This window comes from Streptomyces sp. NPDC126497, assembly GCF_040302425.1.
Taxonomy (GTDB): domain Bacteria; phylum Actinomycetota; class Actinomycetes; order Streptomycetales; family Streptomycetaceae; genus Streptomyces.
The window spans coordinates 1-14,251 of record NZ_JBEORT010000144.1; the positions used below are offsets into that span (position 1 = coordinate 1).

Here is a 14,251-nt window from a genome sequence, read left to right on the forward strand (position 1 = left end):
CTCGGCGGGGGCCGCGGACGCGACGGGCGCCGGTGGGGCCGCCCCGAAGGCCGCGGGGGCCGGGGCGGCGCCGGGCGCGGCGGGACCCGCGGCGGTACGCGGCCCGCCGCCCGGCCGGCCCCGGGGCGGCCCCGTGACGCCGCCGAAGGCCTGGGGAAGGGCCCCCTTCGGCACCGGACCGGGCGGTCCGCCGTGACCGGCCGGTGCGGGCGGCGGTGGTGGAACGGGACCGGGCGCGGCGCCGGCCGCGGACCTCGTGCCGGGACGGGGGACCGCCGCGTCGTAACCGGCGAAGAGATCGGTCAGCCCCGCCGGATGCTCACGCCAGCCCGAAGGCGCGGGGGCGGGCTGACCGCGTCCGATCCGGATCGAACGGAGCCGGGGCAGCTCGGTGCGGCGGCGCAGGTCGGCGGTGGCCAGGGCGAGGGGCACCCCGGTCCAGTCCTCCCCCGTGCGCTGGGCGACCGAGGCCCGCAGCACCAGAGAACCGTCGCTGTCGCCCTGGCGGTGGGCGAGCCGGTAGGCCGGCACCCAGACCGCGCCGGGCACCCCGTACTCCACCTCGACCTCCACCTCGCCCGCGCCGTCCAGCGTCAGGACCGCGCACGGCGAACCGGCCACCGGTGCGGGGGACGCGTCGGCGGAGGCACGCGAGAGCCTGTCCTCGGCGACCGTGAGCCCGTGCTCCGCCCTGCGCAGTTCCTCCTCCAGCTCACGGAGCCTGTCGTGCAGTCCGGTCAGGCGCTCGTCGACGAACTCGGAGAGCTCCAGCCACGCGTCGACCGGGGTCCGGCGATGCGGGTCGTCCCGCTCGCGGGCCGGCGGCACCGGACGGAGCGCCCCGACCTCCTCGATCAGCCCCCGTTGCCGGTCCCGGCGGCCCCGGGCCGCCGCACAGGCGTCGCGCAGCCGCTCCACTTCGCGCAGCGCCTCGTCGTGCCCTTCCGCGCCGGGGGACTCCGCCTCGACCTCCACCCGGGCCCCGGTGACGCGCACCCCGGAGGCGCCGACGACGCGGGCCCGCAGGGAGTCCGGGTCCAGCGAGCGGGGCAGCCCCGCCACCCGTACGCGTCCGCCCGCCGGCACCGTGCCCCGGGCCAGGCGGCGGCAGAGCGCGCCCTGCGCGTACACCACCACCGAATCGAGGGCCGATGTCCACCTCGGTGCCGTCCCAGCCGCCATGTGCTCCCCCGCCCAGCCGTCTCCGTGCCGAGGGCAGCCTACGCGGTCGGCCGGCGCCGGTCCCGCCGGACGCGGGTGCCCGCGCGGACCACGCGTGACGGGCCGTCATCGGAGCCGGTGGCCACTTCGGAGCGCGGCCCGGGGGCACGAGCGGCGACGACCGCCGCCTCACCAGATCAGGCACCAGTACGTGCCGTGGTGACCGATGCCGACACGGTCGGCCCGCGGAACCAGACCGGGGTCCGGCCGGCCCACGGCTGCCATGGAGCAGGCGGGGTCGCCGACCGTGTCGGCGTGCGCCATGCGGCGGGCGGCGGCCGTCGCGGCGGGGGAGGTGTACCAGGTGGTGGTCTTCGGTTCGTCACCGCCGCTCGTCGACGTGGGCCGGGGCGTCGTGACGGACGGCGCCGGCACGTGCTTCGAGGGCTTCGGCGGCTTCGCCGGTGTCCGTACCGGTGCCGACCGGGTGACTGCCGGGGGCTCCGGCGTCATGGACCGGGCGGTGGGCCCGGGTGACGCGGACCGGGTGGTGGGCCCGGGTGTCGCGGACCGGGTGGTGGGCCCGGGTGTCGCGGGTTTCGGCGTGGGCCTGAGGGGCGTGGAGCGGGTGGTGGCCCCGGGGGCCGTGGACCGCGGTGCGCGCTCGGGGGGCGCGGACCGTGACGAGGGCGTGGGAACGGTGGACCGCGGCGGGAGCCCGGGTGCGGTGGAGCGCGGCGAGGGCCGCGGCGTCGCGGGCCGCGCAGGCGCCGGGGGCGACGTCGGCGCCGCCTGCGGAACACGTGAGGACGGCGTGCCGGCCGAGGTCGGACGGGGCGTCGGCCGGGACGTGGGCCTCTGTTGCGGCGGTGCCGGCTCGGCGGTCGGACGTCGTGTCGGAGGCCGCACCTCGACGGGCGGACTCTGCGTCGGCCCGGCCGTCGGCCCGGTCGGCCCGGTCGTCGGCCGTCGGCTCGGTGGGGCCGGCTGACGGGGCCGGGACGCCGTGGGCCCGGGCGACAGCGTGGGGACCGGTGTCCGGCGCGCCGTGCTCGACGCCTCCGTTCCGGAGGTCCAGGACGGCAAGGGATCCAGTGTCGGAAGGGACAGGTCGTCGGAGCTTGACGGTGTGGGGCTGGGCGTGCCGCCGTCCTGCGCGACCAACGCCCACACGCCGATGCCACCGAGGACGAGCACAGCGGCACCGCCTGCGATCCACGGGGCGCGCCGGGGCGGGCGTCGGTGACGGTTCATGGTCCTACTGTCCTATGCGCCCCGGTGGGCCGCCTGTCGCGTCGTCCGGACGCCGTGCCTCCCTCCCGCCGCCTCGCCCGTGCGAGTGACGTCGAGTCGGTGTCCCCGGGCTCCTCCCGGACGGGGTGGTCCGGAGTGCGTCCCACCGGCCCGGGTCCGGGGCCGGGAGCACGCGTCACCGTCCACGGACCGCCGCCGGGCCATGGGATGCCCACCCCTCTTCGCGGCCGTACAAGCACACTATGGGGGTGGACGTTATCGAAGCCGCCGGACGACGTGGGATCTTTGCCCGCATGGGCATACGGGGAAGGCGGGAAAGCGGGAGAAGCACGGGGCCGGGGGACATGGGCGGCGGGGCGCCGGTCCGGCCGGCGAGGAGGTCACGATGACAGGGTCGGAGCGTACGGAGGCCCACGGGCCGGCCGTGCCGACCGTTTCCGCCACGCTGGAGGCCATCGGAGCCGGCGCCTACGTCGTCGACGAGCAGGGCTTCATCACGGCCGTCAACGCCCGCGCCGAGGCGCTGCTGGGCCGGCCCGCCGAAGAACTCCTCGGCCATGACGCGCACGACCTGCTGCACCGCGGTCCGCACGGGCAGCAGCTGCCGAGAACCCAGTGCGCGATGCGCCAGGCGTTCCACGCCGGACGACCGGCTCAGGTCGATCAGGACTACTTCGCACGCGCCGACGGCTCCGTGCTGCCCATCTCCTGGATGATCGCCCCGTACCGCGCCGGCGACCACCAAAGCGCCACACTCGTCGTCTTCCACGTTCCCGAGCACCCCCAGGACACCGTCCCGCGACCGGGGCCGGCGTCCCAGCGGCTGTCGGAGCTGCAGCGGCTGGCCCTGCTGGCCGAGACCACCACACAGCTGACCTCCACTCTCGACGTCGACGAGGCGCTGCGGCGGCTGGTGGCCCTGCTGGCGCCCCGGCTGGCGGACTGGGTGATCATCGACCTGATCACCGAACGTGACGAGGTGTGGCGTACCGTCGCGGTCCACGCCGAGGGGGACGTACTGGTCCGGCACGAGGACCTGCAGGGGCCGATGCCGCCGATTCCCGAGGAATCCCTGATGCCCCTGTCCCGAGCCCTGCGAGGCGTCGCCTCCACCCTGGCCGGTCCGAAGACCTACCAGGGGACGCCGGACTCCGGCATCGCGGTCGAGCAGGCCCGCCTCTTCGACGCCACGGGGATGCACTCGGCGGCCATCGCGCCCATCCGCAGCTCGCGCGCGGTCCTGGGCGCGCTGACCGTGGGCCGTGCGGAGACTCCGACGGCCTTCGCCCCCGTGGATCTCCCGCTGATCGAGGACATCGCGCGCCGGGCCGGTCTCGCCCTGGACAACGCCCGCCTCTACCAGCGCCAGCGCAAGGTGGCCGAGACCATGCAGAACCACCTGCTGCCCCAGATGCCGCGCCTCACGGGCCTGGAGATGACCGTCCGCTACCTGCCCGCACCCGACGCCTCCCACGTCGGCGGGGACTGGTACGACGCCTTCCCCCTGTCCGACGCCTCCACCGCCCTGGTCATCGGGGACGTCGTCGGCCACGACCTGGAGGCGGCGGCCGGCATGGCCCAGGTCCGCAACATGCTCCGCGCCTACGCCTGGTCCCAGCACGAACCTCCCAGCCGCATCGTCGAGCGGCTCGACGAGGCGATCCAGCACATCACCGACGTCACCATGGCCACCACGATCTTCGGCCGGGTCGAAGCGGCGCACGACGGGCACTGGCAGCTGTCCTGGACCAACGCGGGCCACCCGCCGCCGCTGCTGATCAGCAAGGACGGCCTGACGCGCTACCTCACCGAGGGCCACGGCATACTCCTGGGCACCCAGGTGACCCTCCGGCGCCCGGACGCCACCGCGCTGCTCCCTCCGGGGTCCACCCTGGTGCTGTACACGGACGGCCTCATCGAGGAACCCGGCCAGAGCCTCGACACGGGGCTGAACCGACTGCGCCAGCACGCCGCCGCCCTCGCCCACCGCCCCCTCCCCTCGTTCACCGACCAGCTGCTCGGCCGCGTCCGCCCCGCCGGCAACGACGACGACGTCGCCCTCCTGGCCCTGCGCGTTCCCGAGCACTGAACCCGTGGGGGGCCTTTGGAGGGCCGATCGGCCCAGGCGGCCCGGGGCGGCGGCCCAGCCCCGGGCCGCCCGGCGCCGTCCACCGCCTGAAGGGGGCCGACCGTGGAACCGTCCGACGACCCGTCGCCGAAGCCCTCCGCCGACCGGACGGCGAAGCGCGTCGGGCACGGTACTGCCGGCGTCCCACGGGCGGCGGCGTGACCACCGGTCCGCACGGGCGCGGCCGGTGCCGCTTCCGGGCGGACACCTGGGAGCGCGGCAGAGCGGTGGTGCTCGCCACCGGCCCGGTCGACGACGCCGCGGTCGACGCGGCGGTCCGGTACCTGGACTCCGACGAGTGCGCCGCGTCGTCCGCCGGCATGCTGACCGTCCGGGGCCGGAAACCCGAGGAACCCCACCGCTGACCGCCTGCGACCGGGCCGGCGGCAGCGGCCCGTCAGCTTCCCAGGGTGAAGAAGTGCAGCGGACTGTTCGGCTCGAAGCCGATCCGCGGGTACATGGGCGCCCCGGCGGCGGTCGCGTGCAGCGTGGCGCGGGTCAGTCCGGTGGCCCGGGCGCCCTCGTGCAGGGCCTTGCGGGTCACCGCCTCCCCGTACCCCCGGCGCTCCCACCGCGGGTCCGTGGCCACCAGTACGACGAACAGGCGACCGTCCGCCTCCACCGCCCCGGCACACGTCACCGGAACGCCGTCCCGCAGGCCCAGGTAGGCGTGCACCCCGGTCCTCCACAGCCCGGAGCCCGCCAGACCGTCGCGGCCGGCCTCCAACGGCATTCCGTAGGCGCGCGAGTTGAGGTCGGCGTAGGCCCGCAGATGCTCCTCCGTGGCGACCCGGGTGAACGTCAGGTCAGGGTGCGCCGGTTCGGGGACCGGCAGCAGATCACCGGCCATGCCGGTGCCCGAGAAGGCGTGCACCAGACCGGCCCGCTCGGCCGACTCCATCAGGCCCGGGCGCGCCCCGGCGGTGAGCAGGTCCTCGAAGACCCACAGGAAGCCGGCCTGCCGCTTCGACCGCATGACGTCCGCCGCCTGCTCCAGCCGCTCCCGCACGAGTCCCGTGTCCGCCCCCGCCTCGGTGAGCGTGACACAGTTCCAGAAACCGAACCGGCACTCCGCCCAGCGCACCGCGATGCCCGGCAGGTCCCGTACGTCCGCGCCCGGATCCCGGTCGAGCACCATGTTCCGCCAGACCGTGGCCAGTTGCTCCATCGATTCCACAGCATCGGCGAGGTTCTGCGTCACCTTGACCCCTTCGTTCGTCCACCGGTGGAGGCATGTCTGCCCACCGGCGCCGCCGAAGCATGCCCGAAGGCCGGCGGACGGGGGAGACCGGGACCGCGGCCCCGGTGGCGCGGACCGTGGTGATGCCCCGAAGGCCCCCGCCGCAGTGGAGGGGACGGACGACGTCACGCGGAAGCCGGGTCACGGCCCGGACCGGCCGGGCCGGGGAGCGCCGCGCGGAGGGAGGCCGCCGCGGCCGGCCGGGCTCATGTGGCGCGGCGGAGTCCGCCCCGCGCGTCGGCCGGCGCTCCCGGACCGGACGCGGCGGGAGGTGCGGGAGCCGGGCCCGGGGCGGGGCCCGGCAGCGGGACGGGCTCCAGCCGGACCCGGTCCCGCCTGCCCAGGTAGTCCTCCAGTTCCGGCGGACGGTATCCCGCGTCCCGGTCGTAGCGCTCCTTGGCGGACACCGCCAGGAACTCGTTGCCGTCGGGCTCGCCACGGTCGTTCACCGCCCCGCCGAGCGGCCGGTGCAGCGGTTCGGCCAGTCGGTACACGCCCGTGCGCGAGAGGTGGAGGGTCCCCGAGCCGTCCGGCCGTACCCGGAAGCCGACGGACTCCTCGGGCCTCATCACCCGGGGCCCCTCCGCGCCGAGCGCGTCGGCGTCGAACTCCAGCCCGTGTCCGCGGGCGTGGCCGACCATCCACAGCAGGGCGACGTCGGACAGTCCCGTCTCCTCGTAGCCGCCGCCGACGTCGCAGTGCACCCCGGCGAACCACACTTGCCTCAACTCCTGGCCCCGGAGGGCGGATTCGGTTCGCTGGTGCCACAGGGCCGGCCGGAACGCCGAGCGCTGCTCGTCGATGGCCATCGCGTGGAAGGCCGACTTGACCCGGTCGCCCAGCTCGGTGTCGTGGAACGCCCAGCGGCGGTTGAACCGGTTCACCGCGGGCCGCAGCCGCGGGGCGTTCGGGACCGGGACGCCCAGGGCGCCGACCGTGTCCCACACCCCGATGAACTCGATCTCCGCCTCACGTGCGTACGAGCGGCGGAACAACGTGGCGGCCGCGCCGCCCGGTTGCTCGATCCGGTCGCGGTACAGGGCCCAGGCCTCCGGGATCCGGTCGGCGTGGTCCCGGCGCAGGACGCCGCTGTTGTGCACCAGCCCCGCCAGGCTGCGGGCGGTGAACGCGCCGCGGCTGAAACCGAAGAGGAACAGCTGGTCGTCGGGTTCGTACGCCTCCACGAGGAACCGGTAGGCGTCCACGACGTTCCGGGACAGCCCCACGCCGAACGCGCCGCCGCGCAGCCGTTCCCGCCGGCGGGTGCCGACACCGCTGTGGTAGTAGACGCGCTGTTCCCTCCCGGCGGCGGACCCGGGACGTACGGACAGGGCGACCTTGGCGACATTGGTCTTGCTCGGCTGATCCGCGAAATTCCACGTGCCGTCACAACAGACGACCAGACGCTTGGCCATGACCATCCCTCCTCGCGCGAGCGTGGAGCGGCGCACAGCACCACTTCCAGAATCCCACCGTCCGGCGCCCCGCGCCACGCGTGGGGCCCGGCACTCCTCCCGGAGCGGGAACAGGACGCGGAGGACTGCCGCGCACCGGCGCCGCGCCGGGGCGGGTCCACAGGGCCTACCGCTCCGCTTCGGCGAAGCGGTCCAGGCCGAGCACGGCGAGCAGTTGCAGCTTCTCGTGTCCCTCGGTGCGGGGCGGTGCCGTGAGCACGAGCAGGGTCTGGGACTGGTCCTCGGTGAACAGCGCCTGGCAGTCCAGTTCGATCGCGCCCAGCTCCGGGTGGATGAGCGTCTTGTGGTCCTCGAACCGCTGCGCGACCTCGTGCCGGTCCCACAGCTCGGCGAACTCCTCGTTCGCCTTCTGCAGGGCGCGCACGAGTTCGCCGGCCCGCGAACGCGGGCCCCGCAGCCCGTGGGCGGCGCGCAGGTTCGCGACCTGGGCGCGGCTCTGCCGGTCCCGGTCGGCCTCGGGATAGATCAGCCGTTCCGCGGGATCGGTGAACCAGCGGTAGATGGCGCTGCGGGCGAGACCCGTGTGGCCGGACGCGTCCCCGAACAGCGCGGCGGCCATCCTGTTCTGCACCAGCGTCTCGCCCAGGTCGGTCAGGACGAGCGCGGGGGTGTCGTCGAGCCGGTCCAGCACCCGCAGCAGCGCGGGGGCGACATGCGGTGAGGCCGACAGCGACACCGGCGCGTTGTGCCCGGCTATCCGGTACAGGTAGGTGCGCTCGTCGTCGGTCAGCCGCAGCGCGCGGGCGAGGGAGGCCAGCATGTGCTCGCTGGGCTGCGGCCCGCGCCGCTGTTCCAGCCGTGTGTAGTAGTCGGTCGACATCACGGCCAGGGAGGCGACCTCCTCGCGCCGCAGACCCCGGGTCCGCCGGCGTGCGCCCGGTGGGAGGCCGAGATCCTCCGGCCGCAGCGCCTCGCGGCGGCGGCGCAGGAAGTCGGCGAGAGCTGTACGGTCCATGCGGCCGATTATCGTCCGGCGCCGGAGGGCGAGCCAGGGATCGCCGATCCCCCGACAACCGGTCTCTGCCCCCGTGGCGGCGGACCGGTGACGATCGGGGCATGAACATCTCCGGAAACACCGTCTTCATCCCCGGTTCCACCAGCGGCATCGGTCTCGCCCTCGCCCTCGAGCTGAAGGCCAGGGGGAACACCGTCGTCGTCGGCGGCCGACGCACCGAACTGCTGGAACGGATCGCCGCCGAGCACCCCGGCATCGACACCGTACGGATCGACACCGCGGACGCCGCGAGCATCACCTCCGCCGCGAAGCAGGTGCTGGACCGTCACCCGGACCTCAACGTCCTCATCACCATGGCCGGTGTGATGCACGTCGAGGACTGGCACGATCCGGCGTCGTTCCTCACCACGGCCGAATCCACGATCACGACGAACGTGCTCGGTCCGATCCGTCTCGTCGCCGCGTTCGTCGAGCATCTGCAGGCGCAGCCGGACGCCACCCTCATGACCGTCTCCTCGGGCCTGGCGTTCACGCCGCTGAAGGCGACACCGAGCTACAACGCGTCGAAGGCGGCGATCCACATGCTCAGCGAGTCCGTCCGGCTGCAGCTCGCCGACACCTCGGTGAAGGTCGTGGAGCTCGAGCCGCCGTCCGTCCGCACCGCGCTGCTGCCGGGGCAGGAGGACAACGAACACGCCATGCCGCTCGACGAGTTCGTCACGGAGGTGGTCGGACTGCTCGAGAGCCGGCCCGACGCCAAGGAGATCCAGGTCGAGCGCGTGAAGTACCTGCGCCACAGCGAGGCCCGCGGCGACTACGACCAGGTCGTCGAAGCACTCAACAGCGCCGATCCGCACGGGAAGTAGACGGGCGCCGCTCCCGCCGCCACCCGACGGGAGGGACGAGGGGCGGCGGCCCCGCCCGGACCTGCCGGAGCGGGCATCCGGTGCGATCGGTCCGGGGCCGGAGAGGGCGTGAGTCAGGTGCGGGCCGGCCGCCATGAGAGTCCTGTCGGCGCAGGACGAGAACCTCCTCCGGCCCCGCCCCTCCGCCGGCACGAAGCGCCAGGACGTGCGGCTGTCGCCGGGCCGGGCTCTGCGAGCCACGCCAGGTCGCCCCGGATCGGTCCCGGCCGTCGGTCCCGGTGCCTCGCCCGCCCGTCCGCCCCGGGAGCGGACGGCGACCCGTGGCCCCGCTCCGGGGCCGGCAGCGGTCCGGTCACGGGGCCGGCCGTCCCGGCGGCTCCCACGACGGTGACGCGCGGTGGAGCGCACGGAGGGGGCGCCGGCCGCCTCCGGCGTTCCGCCGAGGGGGAGCGGGGCATCCGGGCGGCGCCTCCCTCCCGGCACGGGCGGAACGCGTCCGCAGAGGGACGGCTCAGGTGCGGGCCGCGGGAGGGCTCCGCTCCAGGCGGGCGCGCAGCGTGGCGGCGAAGTCCTCGGCGCGGGCGAGCTGGACGCGGAGCCTGGCGACCTGTTCGCCGGCGGCCCGTTCGTAGCCGCGGACGCGTTCCACCAGGGTTTCCCGCTCCTCGGCGTCGAGTCCCGTGCCGGCGTCGAGGCGGTCGGTGGCGTCCAGCAGGTCGCGCATCTGCTCGAGGGAGAAGCCGAGCGGCTTCATGCGACGGATCACCATGAGCCGCTGCACGTCGTCGTCGGTGTAGAGGCGGAAGCCGCCCCGGGAACGGGCGGAAGGGATGACCAGCCCGGCCTCCTCGTAGTGCCGGATCGTACGCAGGGACAGCTCCGTACGTGCGGCGACCTCGCCGATCTGCATGTGCTTGCCGTCCGCACCGGACATGCCCGTCCTTTCTCCGCCGTGACGGGCCACGTCTCCGCCCACCGGCCCCTACCCTAACGTTAGGGTAGAGTCGGTGCCGGTGAGGGCGGCTCCGGCGATGCCTCGCCGCAGCCGTGCCGGGGCCGACGGCGCCTCCGGCGAAGACGCGATGTACGGCAGGAGACGAGCGTGCGCGAGCCCACGACGCCCGGCGCCGCCGTCTGTCCACCGTGACGCTCCGTCTCCGGTTCTGAGCCCGCCCGATTCCCCGCGGGCCCTCGCCCGACCCCTTCCCGTGTCCTCCGGCTCCGTCCCACGGACGCCGTCTGCGGGGTGCCGGCCGGCACCACCGTGTTCCTTCCGCACGCCTGCCCGACGAGGCGTGCCCGAGCACGACAGGTACCTGTTTCCTTGTCCTCCACCGCTTCTGCCCTGTCCCCGGCGGCGCGTCTGCGCGGCCTGAAGCCCGGCTGGCTGCGCGATCCGAAGGTCTGGCGCACCGAGGTGCTGGCCGGCCTGGTGGTCGCGCTCGCGCTGATTCCCGAGGCGATCTCGTTCTCGGTCATCGCCGGTGTCGATCCCGCGATCGGCCTGTTCGCCTCCTTCACGATGGCCGTGACGATCGCGGTCGTCGGCGGCCGGCGGGCGATGATCTCCGCTGCCACCGGTGCCGTCGCCCTGGTCATCGCACCCCTGAACCGCGAGCACGGTTTCGGTCACCTGGTCGCCGCGGTGATCCTCGCCGGCGTCTTCCAGGTCGTCCTGGGCGCCCTGGGCGTGGCGAAGCTGATGCGGTTCGTCCCCCGGTCGGTGATGGTCGGCTTCGTCAACGCGCTCGCCGTCCTCATCTTCATGGCCCAGGTCCCCGAGATGCGGGACGTGCCGTGGGCCGTCTACCCGCTGATCGTCGGCGGCCTGGCGCTGATGGTGCTCTTCCCCAGGATCACCACCGTGATCCCGGCGCCGCTGGTCTCCATCGTCATCCTGACCGTCATCACCGTCGCGGCCGGCATCGCCGTGCCGACCGTCGGCGACAAGGGGACGCTCCCGTCCTCCCTCCCCGTTCCCGGGCTTCCGGACGTGCCGTTCACCCCGGACACGCTGGCGACGATCGCCCCGTACGCGTTCGCGATGGCGCTGGTCGGTCTGATGGAGTCGCTGATGACCGCCAAGCTCGTCGACGACATCACCGACACCCGCTCCAACAAGACCCGGGAGTCCATCGGCCAGGGCGTCGCCAACATCGTCACCGGCTTCCTCGGCGGCATGGGCGGATGCGCCATGATCGGCCAGACCATGATCAACGTGAAGGTCTCCGGAGCCCGCACCCGGCTGTCGACGTTCCTGGCCGGGGCCTTCCTGATGGTGCTGTGCATCGTCTTCGGCCCGGTCGTCTCCGACATCCCCATGGCCGCTCTGGTCGCCGTCATGGTCATGGTGTCGTTCGCGACGTTCGACTGGCACTCCATCGCCCCGAGGACGCTCCGGCGGATGCCCGCGGGGGAGATCACCGTCATGGCGGTCACCGTGGCCTGCGTCGTGGCCACCCACAACCTCGCCGTCGGTGTCGTCGTCGGCTCGGTCACCGCCATGGTGGTCTTCGCCAGGCGCGTCGCCCACCTCGCCGAGGTCACCGCCGTCACCGACCCCGACGGCACCACCGTGGTCTACCGGGTCACCGGAGAGCTGTTCTTCGCCTCCTCCAACGACCTGGTCGGCCGGTTCGACTACGCGGGCGACCCGTCGAAGGTCGTCATCGACCTGAGCTCGGCGCACATCTGGGACGCCTCCTCCGTCGCCGCGCTGGACGCGATCGAGACCAAGTACGCCCAGCGGGGCAAGGCCGTCGAGATCACCGGCCTCAACGACCCGAGCGCCCGGCTCCACGGCAAGCTCAGCGGCGAACTGACCGTCGGCCACTGACCGCACGCGGCCGACGGGCCGGCCCGTGCCGGGAGCACGCACACGGCGCCGGCGACCCGCCCCGTCCGGCTCCCCGGAGGTCACGGCGAGGGCGAAGGCCGCCCCCTCGGTGACGACGCGTCACACCGGCGGCCGGGCGCGAGACCGACCACGATCGCGTGGGGTGAAGCCGCGTGACGGGGGTACCGACTGGGGGACGTGTGACGGTGCGGCTCAGGAGGGCGACGGTGGGATCGACGAGTCAGCTGCGACAGCTCAGGGGCGTGTACGCGGGCGGTGTGGCCGCCTGGGCCCTCTGCCTGGTGCTGGCCCTCGTCCAGGAGGACGGGTCGGCACGGCAGATCGTGTTCCTGCTGGGCCTGCTCGCCGTCTTCCTCGTGCTGCTGCTGTGGTCGACCTGGTGCCTCTGGGAGGCCGGGGCACGGCGTTCACCGGACCGGCCCGCAGGCCCGGCGAACACGGGGCTCGAGCGGTCCTAGCGGGCCGGCCGTTCCGGGGGAGGCCTCACAGACGGACGATGACCAGGGCGATGTCGTCGCGTCCGCCCTCGGCCACGCCGAGGCGGGTGAGCAGGGTGTCGGCCAGTTCGACGGGGCTGAGACGGGCATGGCGGGCGAGGGCGTCGGCGAGGCGGTTCAAGCCGGCGTCGATGTCCTCGCCACGGCGCTCGACGAGACCGTCGGTGTAGAGCACGAGGGTGTCGCCCGGTGTGTAGGGCACCGTGGCCTGGGGGCGCGGGCCCTGGTCGATGAGGACGCCCAGCGGCGGATCGGTGGCCTGGTCGAGCAGGACCACGGTGCCGTCCGGACGCGACAGCACGGGCGGGAGGTGGCCCGCGCTGGTGTAGGTGATGTGGCGGTGGCGGGTGTCGATCACGGCCTTGACGGCGGTCGTCGCCAGCGCGCCTTCGAAGGTGCGGGCGTAACCGCCGAGGACGTCCATCGCCCTGCCGGGCTCGTGGATGGCACGCACGGCGGCGGACAGGGCACTGCGGAGCATGCCCATGACGGCGGCGGCCTCCAGGCCGTGACCGACCACGTCGCCGACCGCGACGGTGAACCTGTCGTCGGACAGGTCGACCACGTCGTACCAGTCGCCGCAGACGTTGAGCGACCGGGTGGCGGGCATGTAGCGCACGGCGATCTCACGGTGCCCGGCCAGATCGGGGGAGTGCAGCATGACTTCCTGGAGGGCGAGGGCGGTCCGGTGCTCCCGGTCGTGGGCCTCGCGGAGTTCCTCGTTGAGGCGCTGGAGCTCCTGCGCCCGCGTGAACAGTTCGACCTCCATCGCCTCGCGCTCCCGGTCCGGGCCCTCCGGCCGGGGACGCCGGGGACGGGTCAGCACGAACTCGGTCATGTCCTCCACCCGGTGGATGATCCACCGGACCTCTCCGTCGGCTCCGAGGACGGGGATGTTGACGGGCGACCACCACTTCTCCCGGAACACGCCCGGGCGTCCGGAGACGAGGATGTCGTACTTCTGCACCGCCATCGTGTCCGGTCTCTTGGAACGCAGGACGCGCTGCAGGGACGCGGTCAGGTTGCGCGTCCCGGCGGCGTCCGGGTCCGCCGGATTCCTGGGATGGGCCTCGAAGAGGTACCGGCCGACCAGCTCGTCCCTGGTCCGGCCCGTGACCCTCAGGTACGCCTCGTTGACCTCGACGATCGTCAGGTCGGGGTCCAGCACCAGGTAAGGGCTGGGCGTCATGGCGAACAACGCCTGGTAGTCGATCCGTGGTGTGGTCATGCGTGCTCTCTGTCCCGTCCGCGGGGTCTCGTCCTCCAGCGATCGACTATGCGCCCGGCCGCGGGCGGCGGACGGGCGGCTCGCCGGGGAGCGACGCCCGCGTCGCGGCCCGCACGGCCGGTGCCGGAGCGTCACCCGGCGCCGGAAGCGCCCCCGGGGCCGGTGGCCGGACGGAGGGGGGCGGGCCAAGTCCGGTTCCCCGGTGGGTCTGTGAGCGCGATGGCCGGGCATACGGGCTTCATCCTGAGTGAGAGGAGCTCGTTCATGCTCGGTATGGTCGCGGCGGTGCTGTTCTTCATCGCGTTTCTGATCAACGCGGCGGAGATCGGCACCAACGACGTGTTCTCTTCGGTGAACGTCATGCTGCTGGGACTGACCGCCCTGGCCCTGCACGTGGCGGGCGTCGGCACCGGCTGGTCCCGCAGACGCTGACGTGGTCCCGTGGGGGCCCGGCGGCACACGTGCCGCCGGGCCCCCGCCCGCCGGGCACCCGCGGGGAGCGAACGACACCCTCCTGCTCCCGGCCGGCTCCCGGACCGGCCGCACGGCCCGGATCGTCGCCCCGCCCTCGGCGCGGGGCGGGCTCCGGC

The 14,251-nt window shown here is 74.1% G+C and carries 13 protein-coding genes and 1 pseudogene; 7 read left to right on the forward strand and 7 right to left on the reverse strand.

Annotation, left to right across the window (positions count from 1 at the left end; all coding sequences use genetic code 11):
* Both ABTY20_RS33170 and ABTY20_RS33175 read right to left on the reverse strand, forming a co-directional pair.
* Positions 1 to 1,182: DUF4140 domain-containing protein (locus tag ABTY20_RS33170; protein ID WP_352000859.1), on the reverse strand; the 1,182-nt coding region annotated here is incomplete at its 3' end.
* Between the two features lie 168 nt (positions 1,183 to 1,350).
* A complete protein-coding gene (locus tag ABTY20_RS33175; RefSeq protein ID WP_352000860.1) occupies positions 1,351 to 1,485 on the reverse strand; it encodes a hypothetical protein in 135 nt (44 codons plus the stop codon).
* On the opposite strand from ABTY20_RS33175, the gene ABTY20_RS33180 reads away from it, so the two are divergent.
* The 3 genes and pseudogenes from ABTY20_RS33180 to ABTY20_RS33190 form a co-directional block, all read left to right on the forward strand.
* Positions 1,484 to 2,152 carry a hypothetical protein gene (locus tag ABTY20_RS33180; protein WP_352000861.1) on the forward strand — a complete coding sequence of 223 codons (669 nt, stop codon included), beginning with the start codon at positions 1,484 to 1,486 and terminating at the stop codon, positions 2,150 to 2,152. The genes ABTY20_RS33175 and ABTY20_RS33180 overlap by 2 nt on opposite strands.
* A gap of 648 nt (positions 2,153 to 2,800) precedes the next feature.
* The gene (locus ABTY20_RS33185; RefSeq protein ID WP_352000862.1) at positions 2,801 to 4,504 is read left to right on the forward strand and encodes a SpoIIE family protein phosphatase; all 1,704 of its coding nucleotides are present in this window, start codon (positions 2,801 to 2,803) and stop codon (positions 4,502 to 4,504) included.
* Positions 4,505 to 4,734: 230 nt separating this feature from the next.
* Positions 4,735 to 4,908 (forward strand): annotated as a pseudogene (locus ABTY20_RS33190) (SAM-dependent methyltransferase); the annotation flags it as partial.
* 32 nt (positions 4,909 to 4,940) lie between these two features.
* On the opposite strand, the gene ABTY20_RS33195 reads toward ABTY20_RS33190, so the two are convergent.
* The 3 genes from ABTY20_RS33195 to ABTY20_RS33205 form a co-directional block, all read right to left on the reverse strand.
* On the reverse strand, positions 4,941 to 5,711 hold the full coding sequence (locus ABTY20_RS33195; RefSeq protein WP_352000869.1) for a GNAT family N-acetyltransferase: 771 nt from the start codon (positions 5,709 to 5,711) through the stop codon (positions 4,941 to 4,943).
* A gap of 278 nt (positions 5,712 to 5,989) precedes the next feature.
* Positions 5,990 to 7,198, reverse strand: coding sequence for a T6SS phospholipase effector Tle1-like catalytic domain-containing protein (locus tag ABTY20_RS33200; RefSeq protein ID WP_352000863.1), 1,209 nt, complete (start codon positions 7,196 to 7,198; stop codon positions 5,990 to 5,992).
* Between the two features lie 166 nt (positions 7,199 to 7,364).
* On the reverse strand, positions 7,365 to 8,213 hold the full coding sequence (locus ABTY20_RS33205; protein ID WP_352000864.1) for a helix-turn-helix transcriptional regulator: 849 nt from the start codon (positions 8,211 to 8,213) through the stop codon (positions 7,365 to 7,367).
* Between the two features lie 101 nt (positions 8,214 to 8,314).
* Between ABTY20_RS33205 and ABTY20_RS33210 the strand changes: the two genes are divergently transcribed.
* Entirely contained in the window at positions 8,315 to 9,079 is a 765-nt protein-coding gene (locus ABTY20_RS33210; RefSeq protein ID WP_352000865.1) for an SDR family oxidoreductase, read from the forward strand.
* Positions 9,080 to 9,590: 511 nt separating this feature from the next.
* Here ABTY20_RS33210 and ABTY20_RS33215 read toward each other — a convergent pair.
* The gene (locus ABTY20_RS33215; protein ID WP_352000866.1) at positions 9,591 to 10,013 is read right to left on the reverse strand and encodes a MerR family transcriptional regulator; all 423 of its coding nucleotides are present in this window, start codon (positions 10,011 to 10,013) and stop codon (positions 9,591 to 9,593) included.
* A 411-nt stretch (positions 10,014 to 10,424) separates the two neighbouring features.
* Between ABTY20_RS33215 and ABTY20_RS33220 the strand changes: the two genes are divergently transcribed.
* Positions 10,425 to 11,915, forward strand: a complete 1,491-nt coding sequence (locus ABTY20_RS33220) for a SulP family inorganic anion transporter (protein ID WP_352000870.1) — start codon at positions 10,425 to 10,427, stop codon at positions 11,913 to 11,915.
* Positions 11,916 to 12,142: 227 nt separating this feature from the next.
* Positions 12,143 to 12,394, forward strand: a complete 252-nt coding sequence (locus tag ABTY20_RS33225; protein ID WP_352000867.1) for a hypothetical protein — start codon at positions 12,143 to 12,145, stop codon at positions 12,392 to 12,394.
* A 25-nt stretch (positions 12,395 to 12,419) separates the two neighbouring features.
* Here the strand turns inward: ABTY20_RS33225 and ABTY20_RS33230 are convergent, their stop codons facing one another.
* Entirely contained in the window at positions 12,420 to 13,661 is a 1,242-nt protein-coding gene (locus ABTY20_RS33230; protein ID WP_352000868.1) for a PP2C family protein-serine/threonine phosphatase, read from the reverse strand.
* 264 nt (positions 13,662 to 13,925) lie between these two features.
* Between ABTY20_RS33230 and ABTY20_RS33235 the strand changes: the two genes are divergently transcribed.
* Positions 13,926 to 14,093 (forward strand): hypothetical protein, encoded by a 168-nt coding sequence (locus ABTY20_RS33235; RefSeq protein WP_179167568.1) that lies wholly within the window; start codon positions 13,926 to 13,928, stop codon positions 14,091 to 14,093.
* Positions 14,094 to 14,251 lie beyond the last annotated feature (158 nt).